We start from the raw sequence: 17,229 nt of genomic DNA on the forward strand, positions 1-17,229 counted from the left end.
CGATAATTTTGCAATTTATTAGGTATAGAAATAAGATCAGGATTTTTTTAACGAACAACCACGGGTTTGAATAGCATTCTGATACCAGTAAAACGAATCTTTCTTATAGCGGGAGAGATCTTTAATGTCTTTGTCTGTCCGATTAACATAGACAAAACCATATCTTTTTTTATAACCATTGCTGGTGGAAAGCAAATCAATAAAGCTCCACGGGTTATAGGAAATCACCTTAACTCCATAATCCATTGCTCGCTTAATGGCATTAATATGTTGTTGAATATAATTAATGCGATAATCATCATGAATAGCGCCATCAGATTCCAGCTTATCATCGGCACCAAAGCCATTTTCTGTGATCATCAATGGCTTCTGATAACGAGTGTATAAATCACGCAAAAGATATTCCAATCCAATGGGGTCAACTGCCCAATCCCAGTCTGTTGTATCAAGATGTGGGTTTTTATGGATTTGATAGAAATCCGGCTGAATTTCATGCCCATCTATTTGCCCTTTAATGCCTGTTGGATTAAATCCATCCATGCGTCGTTGAGCACCTTTTTCTGCGGCGGCAGCAGCATGACTGCAATAGTAATTAATTGCCAGAAAATCAGAATAACCTTCTTTAATCAACTCCATATCACCGACTTCGATATGCGGTGCCAGGCCATGATTTTTTAGATAAATTAGGGCTGATTGATTATAGTGCCCTTTCAGGTAGATATCTGTGAAGTAGTAATTACGCAGATCATTGGCATTTTGAGCAGCTAAATTATCTTCCGGTTTACTGGTGAGTGGATAAATGGCGGAATATCCTAAGGCAGCACCAACCAGGCCGTTGGGCACCCATTGATGAACCAATTTGCAGGCGATAGCATGGGCAAGATTCATATGATGATTAATCTGATATTTGAGTTGTTCATCATGCAGAAAGTGTTCTGGAATCAGACACTTTTTCGTCCAGAATTGCACAATAATACTTTGTTCATTGATGGTTAACCAATATTGAACTTTCTTGCTAAATTCTTTGATCACAAATTCCGCGTAATAAGCAAAATCTGCTACACTTTGCCGATTAATCCAGCCATGATATTTCTCGACCAGCGCCATCGGCATATCATAATGGTATAGTGTTGGAATCGGCGTTATTCCATTTTTTAACAATTCATCGATAAGGTTATGATAAAATTCCACTCCCTTATCATTAACTTTTCCGATACCATCAGGGAAAATACGCGACCATGCAATAGAAAAACGGTAAGATTTCAAACCAAGCTCTTTCATTAATGCAATGTCTTCTTTATAGCGATGGTAATGATCACTGGTTATATGGGTATCGGCAAAGCCTGGATTATTATTAATGACATCTTGTTGTGAAAGTTTTTTACCGTATGTTTCCGCAGCACCTTCAACCTGATAAGCACTGGTTGATGCGCCCCAAAGAAAATTCTCTGGAAATAACTCATTATTTTTTATCATGGTGTTTTCCTTTATTGACTTTTGTTAGTGATATTATGAATAAATTCATAAAGGCCAATTATCTCTTTTCGCAGATTAAGCTCACTTCGTATGGTCATTAACGTATCCTGAGCATGAATAAAAAGTAAATCTAAATAAAAATTTTCACCTTGAGTTTCTTTTTGAATAATCTCAGTTTGTGCATGATGAGCAGAGAGCATCATTTTTTTGGCTTTCTCCAGATATAAATAGGCATTCTTAAAATCACCAATATGAGCATATTTAATGGCTTCTTCACTTTTTTCTCTTGCATTACCTGCATTGAGAATAATTTCCAGAGCAACGGGGGTTAAAATATTGTCCTCACGATTCATTTTTAAACTTCCTGATGAAATTAAACAATTCAATCTTGCTTACTTGTATTAGCAATTTCTTCCTCAATACGTTTTTTTTCATAAACCTTAAAGAAGGGATACCAGGTAATAAGGAAAACGGCCATAAGTACCACATAGCAAATAATCGCTCGCCAGTCTTCCGTAATGATGACACTGGAAAATGGAGCTGGTATTTGACCAACTTGAATCATTTTCGACGGTATATTCAGCCAATCTGAGCGCATGAAAATCCATACGATAATTGGACTGGTAATTGCATTAATCCACATTGGTAGCATCAAGAGTGGATTAAGGACAATTGGCGTACCAAATACCAACGGTTCGTTAATATTGAAAAAAGAAGGGCCGATACAGATATAGCCTGTTGTTTTTAGTTCTCTGGATTTTGAAAACAGCATTAAAAGATTCAATGCAAGTGTTGCACCGGTTCCTCCCATGGTAATTAACGCGGCGGTAAATAGGGTTTCGTAAGTCACGATATTTGTGGCTGGTTGACCAGCAGCGACCAGCGCAATATTGGCAGTGATCCCAAGCATGAAGATTGGCATTTGCAGACCTGTAAATGTCCAGACAGAAATGCCCATCGACATGGCTATCGCAGGAATCAGCGCCATGAGAATAAAGCCGGGCAGGGTTTGCCCGAATGCAGCGATGGGAGAAAAGAGCGATAACAATTTGGAAAAAACATCAATATCAAAAGTGAAGACCAACAATGTTCCGCTGCCAATGGAAATCAGTATGGGAATAATCGCATGTATCCAGCCGACAACGAAATCAGGTAAAGCACTCTCTTTCAATAATCCTAGCTTGGTATATAAATGAAAGAGATAAGAAACAAACAGTCCGGTGATAATACCTAATAATATTCCCGCTGGGCCAAAGCGATCAAAACTGACGAGCATATTGCCATCGGTAAATTCTGGCTTAATGAACATCATGTAAACACAAATCGAAGTGAGTCCGGCAATAAGCGTATAGCGAAAGTGATACAGCTTCTCCATCATTTGATTTGCAATCATAAAAGCCGTAATTAAACCGAGCATGCCAAAAGAATAATTGGCAATCTTGCCAAGGTCGGGCAAAAACAAAAAATAAGAACGAAATACGTTATAAAAAAAGATAAGTGAACCGGCTAAGATAAAAGGGATGTTTTTTTGCATTGCCCCAGAAATTGCTGCTACCCAAGGCCGTTTGGTAAAATTTTGCATAGCAGGTGCAAATGAGTCAGATAACCAAGACATAAATGCTTGCATTTTGTATCTCTCTTTAATTTTTACTCTAAAATTCCCTGGTGAAATTTAATTTAAATAATTAAGTTAGTTTTTTAGGGTATTTATAGCCAAATCAAGTAATGCTTTACCATCTAATCTTCCATAGATTTCTTGTGGTACCACCATGACAGGAATATGATAACGGTCGGCATGTTTCTGAAACTCTTTTTGCTGTGAAGCATAGTGTGGCCCAAGGAATAAAATATCGATTACAGAAAAATATTCTGCGACTTCACTTTCACTTCTGGCTTCAACAGTGACAGGGATGGCTTTATCTTTTGCTGCATTGCGGGTTCTGGTTGCCAGCATTCCGCTAGAAATACCTGCCCCGCAGCATAACATAATAAATATCTTTTTCATGTAAACCTCTTGTTATTGAGTAATTCATTGATTGCTATTTTTTATGTGGATACACTCTCTACCATTTTTCGTGTATATTCAAATTAATATTTGCACTCATAGAGGGCAGGTTTTTATTTTTAAATGAAAATATTAACAGTAATATGAAATCATTATTTTTAATTTTATAGTTATTGTTATGGGTATTGTTATGTTAAGAATTAAACTGAAAGATTTATTAGATTACCTATTAACTCAGAAGAACCCTGTTTCAGCATTAAAATTATCTCAAGCCTTAGCGGTATCAATAAGATCTGTAAAGAATTATGTTGCGGAAATTAATGGGTTGCATGAACAAAAAATCATTATTTCCAGTCGTCATGGGTATTTGTTATCACAAAATTTATTGTCACAAAATATAGTAAAACAGTTAAATTTACAGAAGAATAGTTTACCCAAGACGTATCAAGAAAGAGCACACTTTATCATTAAATCGATCTTGTTATCTAAGAGAAGCAGTAATATATATGACCTCGGTAATGATTTATGTATAAGTGATTCTACGTTAAAGGCATTAGTATATAAGATGAATACATCATTTCAACGCTTCAACGTGAAATTTTTATGTAAAAACAATCATATTGAAATATTAGGCACTGAACATGATTTAAGAAAATTAGTTTCTTACACGATCTTTGAACAAACGAGCTATCGTTTTATTGATTCAAAAGTATTGGAAAAAATATTTGAGAGAAAACAAGTTAAAGATGTTATTGAAATAATGACCAACGTTTTTGATAAATGGGAATTGTATCTTAGTGATTTTTCGTATACTAATCTTATTTTACATTTTTTGATACTGATAGAACGGTTGAAAAAGGGCAGGTATCTGGAGAATCGGGCATTACCTGTAGAAAATAGTAATCTAAGATTGATCTCAGATGAATTATGCGACAAACTTCAACTTTGTTTTGAGATTTTTATTCCTGAAAATGAAAGAAGATCTTGCTATCTTTTTTTGAAAACTAATACAAATCTTAATAAGGTCGATAATGAAATTGTTGACTTAGTTGGCGTTAAACTTTATCAATTTACCCGGAAATTAGCTGAGTCTGTGCAAGAAAATTATCTGATTGATTTAGCTTCCGATGATTTTATTTCTTTACTGTCCTTACACTTGTCAGGGTTACAAACCAGGTTGAAACATAAAATTTATACTAAAAATCCCATGCTGGAAATAATCAAAAAGGAGTGCAGAATCGTTTTTGATATTGCTATCTTCATTTCTTTACAGTTAAATAGATATTTCAATAATAAATTGAATGAAGATGAAATTTCCTTCATTGCATTACATGTTGGGGCGGAGTTTGAACGGCAAAAAAGAAATATTACTAAAATTAGAACAGTACTCCTGTGTCCGAGTTATCGTGGAATTGACAATAAAATTTACCATCAGCTATTACGCGATTTTGGTGATGAAATAAATATTATTAAGGTTATTTCCCAGCCTGCTGAATTGGAAGGAATGGTGTTTGAGTTATTGATTACGACAATAAATTTTTCGCCAGAACGATATTATGAAACTGTCTACATCTCACCTTTCTATTTAAGAGATAAGCATTCTGAATTAATGGAAAAAATTGACACAGCCAATGCAAACCGGAAAAGAGCAACGTTAATCCGAAATATTGATTTGTTCTTTGATCCTGAACTTTTTCTTTTTAATCCTAATCTCCGCAATCGAGATGAACTTATCGAAATAGTTTGCCAGAAAATGTTAGCGAAGGGCTATGTGGAAGCTGATTTCATCAACTATGTGTATGAGCGTGAGAATGCCTCTTCGACAGCATTTGGCATTTTAGCATTACCTCATTCGATAAAATTGGATGCGGTGAAAACCTGTATCGCTGTAGTCATCAGCCCAAAAGGCATACGTTGGGGAAAAGATGAACGTGTGCATGTAGTATTTTTGAGTGCAATAAATCGGGTAGACAGGACATATTTTGCTGAGAGTTATGATGCGTTGTTGGATATCTTCAATCACGATAGCGTTATTGGTGCACTTAGTAAAATCACTGATTTCGAAAAGTTTCGAGATATTTTAACTGAAGATCACCATCATTAAATCACTTCATTACCAATAGGGTGAGAATTTAGCTTCGCAATATAATATGTTGAAATAAGTATTATTGGTAAATAAAAGGCTGGGAATAGGTATTCTCAGCCTTCGTTTTGACCAATATATATTTGTCAAAAGTGTTAATATTTAATTATTTTATAATATATTCGCTTTATATTTTCATTTGTTATTAACTTGTTATTTAAAATAAAATTACACCGATTGTTTTTTGCTTCGCAACATCTTGATTGATTATTGACCGAAACTTCATCGGTAATATTTATAAATAATTATAGAATGATAAGTTGCACACAATATTTTACGAATTTAACTGTTAGTTTCTTTAATGCGGGCAAATATTGTGATGTGGGGGGCCTCTTTCCTGAGAAGGATACCTCCAGAAACGACCCGATTATCATTCCAGAAAAAGCAAAGGAAAAGAAATGATTTATATTCAATCTCATTTGGCGGGGCAAGTTTGGTTCTCACTTGGAGACAGCATAACAGAAAGAGGGTGGTATCAACCCATCGTGACTGAAATGTTAGGGCTAAGAAAATTTGTGAATTACGGCATTGGAGGAACATGTATCGCTCAAAAAGATAAAAATGATAGTTCTGCTATTTGTTTAAGATATAAAGAAATGGGAAACACCCCAGACATCATTACCATATGGGGAGGGGTTAACGATTTTGGCTATGATTTTGGTTCTCATGGAGGAATAGAAATAGGTGATAATAAAGAAAAAACGCCATTAACATTTACTGGCGCTATGCATTTATTGATGGCAGGAGTGACAAAGCAATATCCATTATCAAGGATAGGGTTCATCATAACAACACCTCTCTCAATAGAAAGAGGAATGAACGAGAAAAATTTGAAAGGATACTATTTATCTGATTATTGTAATGTTTGCAGGGAAGTTTGCGAAAGCTATTCTATCCCGTATCTGGATTTATTGAAAAACTCCGGTTTTAATGAGGGAAATATAGATGTCATGACGAGCAATAGCTCAGGTACAGAATCCGATGGACTGCATCCATCAAAAATAGGCATGGCAAAAATAGCGCCTAAAATTGCAAACTTCATGTTATCAATTTAAGAGGGATTTTGAATGAGAGTTCTAACCATCGATTTATTAAAAATAATTTCTATATTTTTCGTTGTAGTATCCCACGTCACATTGTTCTTCTTGTTACGTTATGATAATGATGTGATTTTGTATTTATATAGGCAAGCAGGTCAGTTGGGGGTTTCGTTATTCTTTATGTGTAGTGGTTATTTTTTACTAAATAACAAACATGAAAACCAAACCACTTATGTAGTTAATAAAGTAAAGAAAATTTTAATTGTGTTATTTTTTTGGTTAGCCTTTTATTATTTCTATGATAGTTTGTTTATCAGTAAATTCACAACAATTCCTACCGTCAGTTTTTTAAACTATGTTAATGTTAGCAAATTTATATCAGACGCCACTCATTTGTGGTTTATATTTGCAATAATTTCTCTGTATATACTAACCCCATTGATACGGAATTCATTTAATTCAGGAAATGCCAAGGGGCTTATAAAGATAATATTCATAATGTTTGTTATTTCTAATTTTACCTTACTGAATGCATTAACAGATTATAAATATCACTTTTCCGTTGTGCCCTTTGATATTTTACTTCCATTTCAAGTTGAAGGGCTTCTCAGTTTTCTGATTGGAGGGTATATAGGGCTTACGCACCCTAAAATAAAATCCTTCTCCTTTAAACATATAGCCCTGTTGGTATTATCCATTATCTCATTGATATTTCTTTCATTTATCTCAGTCAGGACAGGAATGGCCTTCTTTTATGGAAAATTTTATAATGTCTTTCTTCAGGTTTCTTCCGTATGTTTATTTTTATTCTTGATTAATTTAAATGTAAGTAAAATATCAAGCGCAACAGAAAATATAAGCAAGAATATACTAGGAATATATCTCGTTCACAATATTTTTGTTGTTGAGATACACAATGAGTTTATCCATGAGTTCTTGCTAAGAAAATTTCATTACGTCAATATGTATGTTTATATAATAGTGTATTCATTACTGGCTTTTGCCTTATCATATATGCTGTGTGTTTTATTGCGAAAATTCAAGATAACTTCGTCAATCATCACTATTTAATGTTATGAATTGAGGGGCGTATGGGCTAAATAGCCTTTAATGTCTCTACTATATTAGGATTTTTCTCTACCAGATATAACATTTTTAGATGTTACCGGATATTGTTATTTTGTAACTAATAATATTGAAGGACTTGAGAAAGAGGGGATAAGATTACTGTGCTAGAGCCGACCTTATCGAACGTTACGGAGAACTTGATGTTTCTTACTTCTCTCATAACGAGAGTTGCTTTGCTGGAAAGAAAATGCGGTCAGTAGATAGCGAACTTGGCCAGATTAATTTATTTCAATCCTATGGTGTTGGTAATATACAGGTGTAAATATAGCATGGTGATAGGGTTGTGAAGTCTATTAAAAATAGCCATTTTGATAAATAAAAGGCTGGGAAACTATTTCTCAGCCTTAATGAGAGTAAATATTATCCACACTTCAGCAAAAAATTAACCGCCGCACTAATACGGGGCATAATATCTGTTTCTGGCCGCGGTGGCAGAATGCCCAATGCCATTTTCCTGAGTGGTTCTGCAATAACCATCGAGATGATAAGTTCACTGATAATAGGAAAATCCATTTTTTTCAGTAATCCTTGTTGATATTGGCGTTCAAGCCAATTCGCTAATATATTTTTGCCTTTTTCAATTCCACTTTGCTGATATTTATCCAATAGTATTTCACGATAAGGAAAATCAGATTGTAATAATTTAAATAACCCTACTGCTTCCATAGATAAGGATTTTTCTGCCATTTCGGCTAGAAATATTTTCAATAATTTCATGACGTGTTGAAAATTATTAGCATCTTTTTTAAAGGTGGGAATAAAATTCTCTTCCCAACCCATAACAATTTTTTCAAGTAAATCTTCTCGATTTTTGACAAACCGATAAAGCGTTTTTTTGGCAATACCGGCTTTTTTGGCAACCACATCCATGGTTGTTTTGTTATAACCTTGATTAATAAGCAGTAGAAGGGTGATATCGTAAATTCTTTGGCGTATTTCTTGCTCTGGAATTGTCGGGCGGCCTCGTGGACGTGGATGATTTTCTGCCATTTTAGCACCTTATAAGTTGTGAATATTTGTACCGCACTGGCGTGATCTCATTAATAAACAGAACAGACTGATACACAACTCGCAGGGGCTTGTCAATTCTATCAAAGCATGATTATCACCCTAATACATTAGGGTATTTGCGCCCATCGTCGAGTGTTATTTTCCGACTTGATGGAATACAAAAAGAAACGAGATGCTGACAGTTTGGCTGCCATGCAAGAACTTGCAGCTCAGGCACAAAAACTTGAGCTAGCCTATTAAAGAATTAAGCATTCTCCTTATCCCGTGGTACTTGATGCATGTGTCCTATATCCGGCAAGATTGCGTGACTTGTTGATGCATTTAGGTCTGGCTGGTTTGTACCGAATAGAGCCTTGCCAGATGCCAATGTCACCAAATACAGAACTCTTTTTTATTACCCTAACAATTATTTATAACTTTCTGTTTTTAATAGGTTATTGTCATAATTAATCATGTTGAATTATAGGGATATTCCCTATAATGTGACACTCTTCACAAGATGGCATTTTTTGCTAATTTTTGTTAGCAAAAGGTTTCCTTAGATCTTAGTATCGTCATTGCTTGTTACAAATTTAACATTGATTTAACCAAAGCAAGTAAAATATCCCGCCCATCTGATTATGTATTATTCCAAAGAAAGTCGTTTTTGGAATATGGATCTCTGGCGGTGGCTAAATAATAACAAGACGAATGAGGATTATGATAATGATAACACGCAACGCAATAGCAATGGCAATTCCGGTACTTCTCATTACAGGGACAGTAAATGCTGCTGAAATTTATAATAAAGAAGGTAATAAAATAGATTTATATGGAAAGGCAGATGTTCAAAGAACTTTCTCCAAATCAGATGCACAGTCTGGTGATGGTTCTGTCGGCCGTATCGGTATTAAAGGTTCAACCCAAATTACGGATAAACTGACTGGCTTTGGCCGCTGGGAATTCAACATGGGTGCCAATGGTACAGAAGTGGAGAGTGGGGCAAATACCAGAACACGTTTGGCTTTCGCCGGGCTGACATTTGGCGAATATGGTTCGCTGGATTATGGGCGTAATTATGGTGTGGTTTATGATGCCAACTCATGGACAGATGCATTGCCAATCTTTGGTGGGGATTCCATGGCGGCCACCGATAACTTCATGATGGGACGTTCAACCGGTTTATTAACCTACCGCAACACTGACTTTTTTGGTTTAGTGAATGGCCTGAATTTTGCCTTGCAGTATCAAGCTAAAAATGATGATAGTACTAAAAATAGCCGTAGCGATGTTGCAAGACAGAATGGTGATGGTTTTGGCCTTTCCAGCTCCTATGATTTTGGTAATGGTTTCAATATTGGGGCATCATACGGTAACTCTAACCGTACTTCGGCACAGAAATTGGGTTCTGATGCGGCTAAGGTTCTGGCAAAAGGGAATAAAGCCGAAGCGTGGATCGTTTCTGCCAAGTATGACAAAGATAATGTCTATCTGGCGGCCATGTATGGTGAAACCCGTAACTTAACCAGATTTGGCAGTTCCGTGGATAGCCACACAATGTTTGCTAATAAAACCCAAAACATTGAGCTGACAGCTCAGTATCAGTTTGATTTTGGTTTGCGCCCTTCTGTCGCGTTTGTTTATTCCAAAGGTAAAGATCTGGGTAATGACCTGGCTGACAAGAGCATATTGACAGCCAAGGGAGCTGAAGATTTGGTGAAATATGTTTCAGTCGGTGCCTTCTATGATTTCAACAAAAATATGGGCACGTATGCTGAATACCAATTCAATTTATTGAAAGACAATGATTTTACCAAGAAAACGAAGATCAGCACTGATGATGTCTTTGGTGTTGGTTTGGTTTATCGTTTCTAATGGTATCGAACTGCCTCAATGGGTTTGAGGCAGTTTATTTGTGATTACCTTTCGGCTTCGCCGCCGAGTGCATCAATCGTATTTTTGATCAACGCACTGAGTTCCCCTGTCATTAAGGTAAAGTCAGCATCGAATCGTTGGGCAACATCTTCACGATCAATATCATCATTTTGTTCACGTAAAGTTTCGCTGAATTTAATACGCTTAAAAGTGCCATCGTCTGACAACATAAACTGAATACGTTCTTCCCAATCTAAGGCCAGCTTAGTGACATATTTGCCAGATTCAATATGCGCCGCAATTTCGTCTGAAACCAAATCCTGTTTCTTACAACGGATCACCCCACCTTCTTCCAGAATGGCTTTAAGTTCGGCTTCATCCATCAGCGTATAACCTGTAGGAAGATCACCGGAACGTACCCATTCGGTTAGCGTCAGTTCAATGGGGTTAGTGAAAGTAAGAGGAACAACGGGCAATGATCCCAATGTTTTTCTCAGTAGTGCCAGATTATCTTCAGCCCGCTTTGCGCTGGCGGCACCAACGATGATCAAATGGTTGACAGTATCGATCCAAATATAGGTTTGGCTGAAACGGCTGAATGCTCTTGGCAGCAGGGTATGGATCACTTCATCTTTCAATGAATCTTTTTCTGTCTTTTTCAGCTTACGGTGTTGTTCACCTTCCAGACGGGTTATTTTGGTCTGTAATTCCTGCTTAATCACCGGAGAAGGCAGCATTTTTTCTTCTTTGCGTGCGCAGATCAGAATTTGATTGCCGGAAGCATGGGTTAATGCTTCACCGTGGGAACCCATTGGAGAAACCCAGCCAGTTTTCATCATATCCTGGCTGCCACATGGGGTGAATGCCAATGGGCTTAATTGTTTTTCCAGTTCATCCGCCGAAAGGGAGATCTCTCGGTTTAAACGGTAAATCATTAAATTTTTGAACCATAACATGCAGTTACCCCATATTGTTGCGCATCGTGACAAAGGTCATCTTAAACATAAGGCTGCATGATAACGAATCATGTGACGAAGCCCTAGAACTTCATTCGTTTCATATCATCACTGCCTTATTTTCATATAATAAAAAGCGTCGTTCCGCTAAATAGGAAAAGTCAGTTATGCGTATAGGAATTGATCTCGGTGGCACCAAGATTGAAGTGATTGCATTAGGCGATCAGGGAGAAGAGTTATTTCGCAAACGGGTGGATACTCCCCGTAATGATTATCAGAAAACATTGGCAGCTATCGTTGGATTAGTGATTGATGCGGAACAAGCAACCGGACAGCAAGGAACTGTTGGGATTGGCATTCCTGGCGCAATTTCGCCTGTTACCGGAAAAGTAAAAAATGCCAACTCGGTTTGGTTGAATGGCAAAATATTGGATAAGGATATAGCTGCTTTGTTGGGGCGTGAAGTGCGTATCGCTAACGATGCCAATTGTCTGGCGGTATCAGAAGCCACTGATGGCGCGGGTGAAGGCATGCCAATGGTATTTGCTGTTATCATTGGAACAGGTTGCGGCTCAGGCATTGCCTTTGAGGGACGGGTTCATGCTGGTGGCAATGGATTGGCTGGGGAATGGGGGCATAACCCATTACCGTGGATGGATGAAGAAGATCGCGTATATCAGGATGAAGTGCGCTGTTTTTGCGGCAAGCCAGGATGTACTGAGACATTTGTGTCAGGCACCGGATTTATGACGGATTACTTCCGCTTGAGCGGAGTGCAGAAAAAAGGCCATGAAATCATAGGAGCTTTGGCACAGGGCGATGAGTTCGCGGAATTGGCAATGCGTCGTTATGAAAGGCGTTTGGCGCGAGCGCTGGCACAGGTAATTAATTTATTGGATCCGGATGTGATTGTACTCGGTGGTGGCATGAGCAATGTTGATCGTCTTTACCAAACGTTACCCGATTTAGTCAAAGAGTGGGTTTTTGGTGGCGAGTGTGCAACCCCCATCAGAAAAGCCGTGCATGGTGATTCCAGTGGTGTACGTGGTGCGGCTTGGTTGTGGCCTCAACAATAACACCGCATTCCTGCAACGATAGCGGGCATCAATATATCTAAGAAAATTTCAAGTTGCGTGTCATCGTGAAGAAAGCGCTAAAAAGTTAATTAGCTATCAAGGGGAATAGCATAATGAAGAATATGTTGAAAAGGCAAAACGTGTTGAAAATGTCGGCTTTGGCAATGCTGGTGGCATTCAATGTGAACGCGGCAACCGTTGATTTACGGGTGATGGAAACCTCAGATATCCACAGTAACCTGATGGATTTTGATTATTTTAAAGATAAATCCACGGAACAATTTGGTTTGGTTCGTACTGTGAACTTAATTAAGGCGGCCAAAGCGGAAGCAACCAACGCGATCCTGGTCGATAACGGTGATTTGATTCAAGGCAGCCCACTTGCGGATTACATGGTGGCAAAAGGATTGAAACAAGGGGAAGTTCATCCGGCCTATAAATTGATGAATACGATGGACTATACCGTCGGTAACTTTGGTAACCATGAATTCAACTTTGGATTGGATTACCTGAAACAAGCCATCGCCGGTGCTAAATTTCCTTATATCAATGCCAATATCATTGATGCCAAAACCAGCAAAAACTACTTTACACCTTATATTATCGTTGATACTCCAGTTAAAGATCGCGAAGGCAAAGAACACACGATTAAGATCGGTTATATCGGTTTTGTGCCGCCACAAATCAGTATTTGGGACAAAGCCAATCTCAATGGCAAAGTGGTTGTTAATGACATCACTGAAACCGCGAAAAAATTCGTCCCTCAAATGAAAAAAGAGGGCGCAGATCTGATTATCGCCATTCCACACTCCGGTTTTTCCCAAGATCCTTATAAAGCAATGGCAGAAAACTCGGTTTACTATCTGAGTGAAGTTCCCGGTATTAATGCCATTATGTTTGGTCATGCTCACGGCGTGTTCCCAGGCAAGGAATATACCGGTATCAAGGGCGTGAATGTCGCTAATGGAACGATTAATGGCATTCCTGCCGTTATGCCAGGACAGTGGGGGGATCATCTGGGCGTTGTTGATATGGTGATCAATAACGACAGTGGTGAATGGAAAGTCGAATCTGCTAAAGGGCAAGCCCGCCCTATTTATGACAAAGTTCATAAGAAAGCATTGGTTGAACGCGATAATAAACTGGCTTCCATCATTGAAAAAGATCACCTGGGAACGCGCGAATTTGTGAGTAAATTCATTGGTAAAGCCTCTGATAACATGTACAGCTATCTGGCTCTGATCCAAAGCGATCCAACCGTTCAGATCGTCAATGATGCGCAGGTAGACTACACCAAACGCTTTATTCAAGGTGATCCAAATCTGGATGGGCTTCCTGTTTTAGCGGCAGCAGCACCTTTTAAAGCAGGAGGACGTAAAAACGCACCGGCTGATTTTGTGGAAGTGGAAAAAGGCGATCTGACTTTCCGCAACGCGGCTGATTTGTACCTCTACCCAAATACATTGGTGGTAGTGAAAGCAACGGGAGAGGATGTGGTCGAATGGTTGGAATGTTCGGCGGGTATGTTTAACCAGATTGATCCAAATTCCACCAAACCGCAAGAATTACTGAATTGGGATGGTTTCCGTACTTATAACTTCGACACCATTACGGGAGTTAACTATCAGATAGACCTGACCCAACCCGTTAAATATGACACCGATTGCCAGCTTATCAATAAAGATGCGAACCGCATCAAAGATGTTACCTATCAGGGTAAGCCGATTGATCCAAAAGCTACTTTCCTGATCGCCACCAATAACTATCGAGGTTATGGCGGCAAATTCGCCGGAACCGGAGAAGATCATATTGCGTTTGCTTCACCGGATGAAAACCGCACCATTTTGGCTGCTTACATTTCCAGAATGACTAAAGAAAAGGGCATAGTATCAACTCAGGCCGAAAACAATTGGTCATTCTTGCCAATCAAAACAGATAAAAAATTAGATATACGTTTCGAAACTTCACCATCGGAAAAAGCGGCGAAATTCATTAAAGAACATGCCCAATACCCGATGCAGTATTTGAAAAATGATGATATCGGTTTTTCCATCTATCAAATTGATTTAACAGGGAAAAAATAAAAATTATTGAACTTTATTGTATTAATGCCTGCCCTCCTGCAAAAGGGCAGGCAACTCCTGATTATTAAAAGATAACAAAATGAATTATAAATATGAATTACTTCCGATTGCGATTGGTACTGCATTGTTAGCAGGGTGTGCAACCGAGCCAGCCTATGATCCAGAAAATATTGTGGATGTGCGAGTTCTGGGACTGAATGATTTTCATGGCGTACTGCAAGCATCTCAATGGCGCTATCCGTGCGCCTATCGCTATGGGAGCAAAATAATGTGACGGGGATAAAAGATAACGCAGATCGGCGTAGATAAAAGTAATAGATCAAAGATACTGTAAAGGTTGTTTGATCCAGATCAGAAGGCAACGCTAATCATTACGTGTTGCACTTCTGCATTGGAATAAATTTCAAATTACTCGAATAACTTACTAAATATAGTCATCCTCATATCGGTAATAATTATAAGGTAATAGTCATAAGGTAATAGTGATATATGTATTGATTATTTAATAATGAAAACAATTATGGAGACCACTAATATGTATACCATTTTGGTAAGGATAATAAAAAATAAAATAGCTAAAATATTTATCTGTTCTGTCAGTCTGATTCTGGGAAATATCACTTTCTCTTATGCTGCGACTGTTCCTCCCAATGTTCAATTGGCGGATAAACAGGAAATTACCCGCAACAATTTTTCTGAACCCAGTTCTTTGGATCCACATAAGTCTGAGGGAAGTAGTGAATTTGATATCTTGCGGGATTTTTTTGAGCGTTTAGTTGATACAGATAAAGAAGAGAATATTATCCCTGCTTTGGCTGAACGCTGGGAAACCAAAGATCATAAAACCTGGATCTTCCATTTAAGGAAAGGGATTAAATGGTCTGACGGTTCACCAATTACTGCCCATGATGTGGTCTTTTCTTTCCGGCGGCTGGTGATACCTGATACGATTTCTCCTTATGGTAGCTACTTGATTCAGGCTACTGTTGTGAACGCCCGAGATGTACTATCTGGTAAGAAAAAACCAGAAAAACTCGGTGTTAAGGCACTGGATGATGTAACGGTAGAAATTGTACTGGAAAGGCCAAAAGCGGGTTTTTTGCAAATGCTGGCGCATCCCGCGATGTCCCCTGTTAGTGAACAGGTGATTAAAAAATATGGCAGTAAATGGACTCAGCCTCAACATTTTGTCAGCAATGGACCTTTTAAACTCTTTGAATGGGTAGTGAATGAAAAAATTGTTGGTGTCAGAAATTCCCATTATTGGGATGATAAAAATACCGTCATTAATAAAGTTACTTACTTGCCATTATCAGATTATAAAGCGGATCTAAACCGCTATATGACAGGAGAGATTGATATATCCAATGGAGGGCCATCGGAGTTCTTACCAACCGTTAAGAAGAAGTTTGGCGAGCAATTGCATGTTAGTCCTATAATGAGTGTTTATTATTATTTCTTTAATACACAAGTAGCGCCATTTAATGATGTTCGGGTCAGACAAGCGTTGTCTTTAGCACTGGATAGAAACATTATCACTGACAAAGTATTAGGTAATGGGCAAAAACCTGCTTATGATGTTGTATCTCCGGGTGCTGGAGGTATTTATTTAAAACAGCCTGAATATGCCTACTGGACACAAGGACAACGCGTTGCCAAGGCCAAAATATTACTGAATGAGGCTGGTTTTAATGAAAATAATCCACTCAAATTTACCTTGCTATATAACACCTCCGATGCTCATAAAAAAATCGCCATTGCTGCCAGCTCGGCGTGGAAAAAGTATCTAGGTATAGAAATCACTTTACAAAATCAGGAAACAAAAACACAAAATGATAGTATGACTCAAGGTAACTTTGAGTTGACAAGATACGCATGGAATGCTGATTATAATAGCCCGACGAGTTTTTTAGATATTTTCACATCAGGCAATACCAATAACCATATGAGATATCAAAATAAGGAGTTTGATCAATGGGTCTTAAAAGCAGATGAAACTAATGATCCGATCGATTACCAACAAGCCATTGATATTCTCAATAAAGAAACACCAGCCATTCCTGTTTATTATTATGTCCGTGTAAAATTAGTTAAGCCTTATGTTGGTGGGTTTAACGTTGACTCGATGGGAAATATCCCGACAAAAGATCTTTATATTATTAAGCACTAATTTTTTGATAATAAGAGCCTGTTGTAATCGGCTCTTATTATTCAATGAAGTTAAATAAAATCATAATTTAAATAATAATGGTATCGTAATGTAATAATAAAAAAGCAATTGATGGAGATTAAAAATATGAAAAAAATCATGGCGGGTTTAATGAAAAGTAAGCTCATTTAAATTCTTGGTCATGTACTCAATCCGTTGATTTGTGTTAAATATAGTAATCACGTTCAATGAACATGCCGATGACTTTATCATTTATTAAATTAAGAGCCTGCTTTTTAGCAGGCTC

14 protein-coding genes are annotated in these 17,229 nt (G+C 37.7%); 8 read left to right on the top strand and 6 right to left on the bottom strand.

Annotation, left to right across the window (positions count from 1 at the left end):
• Positions 1-36: 36 nt before the first annotated feature.
• The 4 genes from Xedl_RS05460 to Xedl_RS05475 all read right to left on the bottom strand — a co-directional run bounded on the left by Xedl_RS05460 (position 37) and on the right by Xedl_RS05475 (position 3,481).
• Positions 37-1,476: a glycoside hydrolase family 1 protein gene (locus Xedl_RS05460; RefSeq protein ID WP_074022819.1), complete on the bottom strand. Its 1,440-nt coding sequence runs from the start codon at positions 1,474-1,476 to the stop codon at positions 37-39.
• 11 nt (positions 1,477-1,487) lie between these two features.
• The gene (locus tag Xedl_RS05465) at positions 1,488-1,829 is read right to left on the bottom strand and encodes a PTS sugar transporter subunit IIA (protein WP_074022820.1); all 342 of its coding nucleotides are present in this window, start codon (positions 1,827-1,829) and stop codon (positions 1,488-1,490) included.
• Between the two features lie 29 nt (positions 1,830-1,858).
• Entirely contained in the window at positions 1,859-3,103 is a 1,245-nt protein-coding gene (locus Xedl_RS05470; RefSeq protein ID WP_074022821.1) for a PTS transporter subunit EIIC, read from the bottom strand.
• 63 nt (positions 3,104-3,166) lie between these two features.
• Positions 3,167-3,481, bottom strand: coding sequence for a PTS sugar transporter subunit IIB (locus Xedl_RS05475; protein WP_074022822.1), 315 nt, complete (start codon positions 3,479-3,481; stop codon positions 3,167-3,169).
• A 190-nt stretch (positions 3,482-3,671) separates the two neighbouring features.
• Here Xedl_RS05475 and Xedl_RS05480 point away from each other — a divergent pair, with 190 nt between their 5' ends.
• From Xedl_RS05480 to Xedl_RS05490, 3 genes are all read left to right on the top strand, one after another.
• Complete coding sequence (locus tag Xedl_RS05480) at positions 3,672-5,585, top strand: BglG family transcription antiterminator (protein WP_158024344.1); 1,914 nt, start codon at positions 3,672-3,674, stop codon at positions 5,583-5,585.
• A 437-nt stretch (positions 5,586-6,022) separates the two neighbouring features.
• Entirely contained in the window at positions 6,023-6,679 is a 657-nt protein-coding gene (locus Xedl_RS05485) for an SGNH/GDSL hydrolase family protein (RefSeq protein WP_074022824.1), read from the top strand.
• A 12-nt stretch (positions 6,680-6,691) separates the two neighbouring features.
• Positions 6,692-7,735: an acyltransferase gene (locus Xedl_RS05490; RefSeq protein WP_074022825.1), complete on the top strand. Its 1,044-nt coding sequence runs from the start codon at positions 6,692-6,694 to the stop codon at positions 7,733-7,735.
• A gap of 417 nt (positions 7,736-8,152) precedes the next feature.
• Here the strand turns inward: Xedl_RS05490 and Xedl_RS05495 are convergent, their stop codons facing one another.
• On the bottom strand, positions 8,153-8,782 hold the full coding sequence (locus tag Xedl_RS05495) for a TetR/AcrR family transcriptional regulator (protein WP_074022826.1): 630 nt from the start codon (positions 8,780-8,782) through the stop codon (positions 8,153-8,155).
• Positions 8,783-9,508: 726 nt separating this feature from the next.
• Between Xedl_RS05495 and Xedl_RS05505 the strand changes: the two genes are divergently transcribed.
• Complete coding sequence (locus tag Xedl_RS05505; protein WP_074022827.1) at positions 9,509-10,657, top strand: porin; 1,149 nt, start codon at positions 9,509-9,511, stop codon at positions 10,655-10,657.
• A 44-nt stretch (positions 10,658-10,701) separates the two neighbouring features.
• On the opposite strand, the gene rdgC is transcribed toward Xedl_RS05505, so the two are convergent.
• Positions 10,702-11,613 (bottom strand): recombination-associated protein RdgC, encoded by a 912-nt coding sequence (gene rdgC / locus Xedl_RS05510; RefSeq protein WP_074022828.1) that lies wholly within the window; start codon positions 11,611-11,613, stop codon positions 10,702-10,704.
• A gap of 167 nt (positions 11,614-11,780) precedes the next feature.
• On the opposite strand from rdgC, the gene mak reads away from it, so the two are divergent.
• The 4 genes from mak (at position 11,781) to Xedl_RS05530 (ending at position 16,943) form a co-directional block, all read left to right on the top strand.
• A complete protein-coding gene (mak, locus tag Xedl_RS05515) occupies positions 11,781-12,689 on the top strand; it encodes a fructokinase (protein ID WP_074022829.1) in 909 nt (302 codons plus the stop codon).
• Positions 12,690-12,802: 113 nt separating this feature from the next.
• Complete coding sequence (locus tag Xedl_RS05520; RefSeq protein WP_422645907.1) at positions 12,803-14,773, top strand: bifunctional 2',3'-cyclic-nucleotide 2'-phosphodiesterase/3'-nucleotidase; 1,971 nt, start codon at positions 12,803-12,805, stop codon at positions 14,771-14,773.
• 79 nt (positions 14,774-14,852) lie between these two features.
• A complete protein-coding gene (locus tag Xedl_RS05525) occupies positions 14,853-15,047 on the top strand; it encodes a hypothetical protein (RefSeq protein WP_074022830.1) in 195 nt (64 codons plus the stop codon).
• A 246-nt stretch (positions 15,048-15,293) separates the two neighbouring features.
• Positions 15,294-16,943 carry an ABC transporter substrate-binding protein gene (locus tag Xedl_RS05530; protein ID WP_083600277.1) on the top strand — a complete coding sequence of 550 codons (1,650 nt, stop codon included), beginning with the start codon at positions 15,294-15,296 and terminating at the stop codon, positions 16,941-16,943.
• Positions 16,944-17,229 lie beyond the last annotated feature (286 nt).

This window comes from Xenorhabdus eapokensis (genome assembly GCF_001908105.1).

Bases quoted from the DNA above. Each gene is read 5' to 3' on its own strand.
- Xedl_RS05460 (WP_074022819.1), bottom strand. From the start codon at position 1,476: ATGATAAAAAATAATGAGTTATTTCCAGAGAATTTTCTTTGGGGCGCA.
- Xedl_RS05475 (WP_074022822.1), bottom strand. From the start codon at position 3,481: ATGAAAAAGATATTTATTATGTTATGCTGCGGGGCAGGTATTTCTAGC.
- Xedl_RS05470 (WP_074022821.1), bottom strand. From the start codon at position 3,103: ATGCAAGCATTTATGTCTTGGTTATCTGACTCATTTGCACCTGCTATG.
- Xedl_RS05490 (WP_074022825.1), top strand. From the start codon at position 6,692: ATGAGAGTTCTAACCATCGATTTATTAAAAATAATTTCTATATTTTTC.
- Xedl_RS05495 (WP_074022826.1), bottom strand. From the start codon at position 8,782: ATGGCAGAAAATCATCCACGTCCACGAGGCCGCCCGACAATTCCAGAG.
- Xedl_RS05505 (WP_074022827.1), top strand. From the start codon at position 9,509: ATGATAACACGCAACGCAATAGCAATGGCAATTCCGGTACTTCTCATT.
- Xedl_RS05480 (WP_158024344.1), top strand. From the start codon at position 3,672: ATGTTAAGAATTAAACTGAAAGATTTATTAGATTACCTATTAACTCAG.
- Xedl_RS05465 (WP_074022820.1), bottom strand. From the start codon at position 1,829: ATGAATCGTGAGGACAATATTTTAACCCCCGTTGCTCTGGAAATTATT.
- Xedl_RS05520 (WP_422645907.1), top strand. From the start codon at position 12,803: ATGAAGAATATGTTGAAAAGGCAAAACGTGTTGAAAATGTCGGCTTTG.
- Xedl_RS05530 (WP_083600277.1), top strand. From the start codon at position 15,294: ATGGAGACCACTAATATGTATACCATTTTGGTAAGGATAATAAAAAAT.
- mak (WP_074022829.1), top strand. From the start codon at position 11,781: ATGCGTATAGGAATTGATCTCGGTGGCACCAAGATTGAAGTGATTGCA.
- Xedl_RS05485 (WP_074022824.1), top strand. From the start codon at position 6,023: ATGATTTATATTCAATCTCATTTGGCGGGGCAAGTTTGGTTCTCACTT.
- rdgC (WP_074022828.1), bottom strand. From the start codon at position 11,613: ATGTTATGGTTCAAAAATTTAATGATTTACCGTTTAAACCGAGAGATC.
- Xedl_RS05525 (WP_074022830.1), top strand. From the start codon at position 14,853: ATGAATTATAAATATGAATTACTTCCGATTGCGATTGGTACTGCATTG.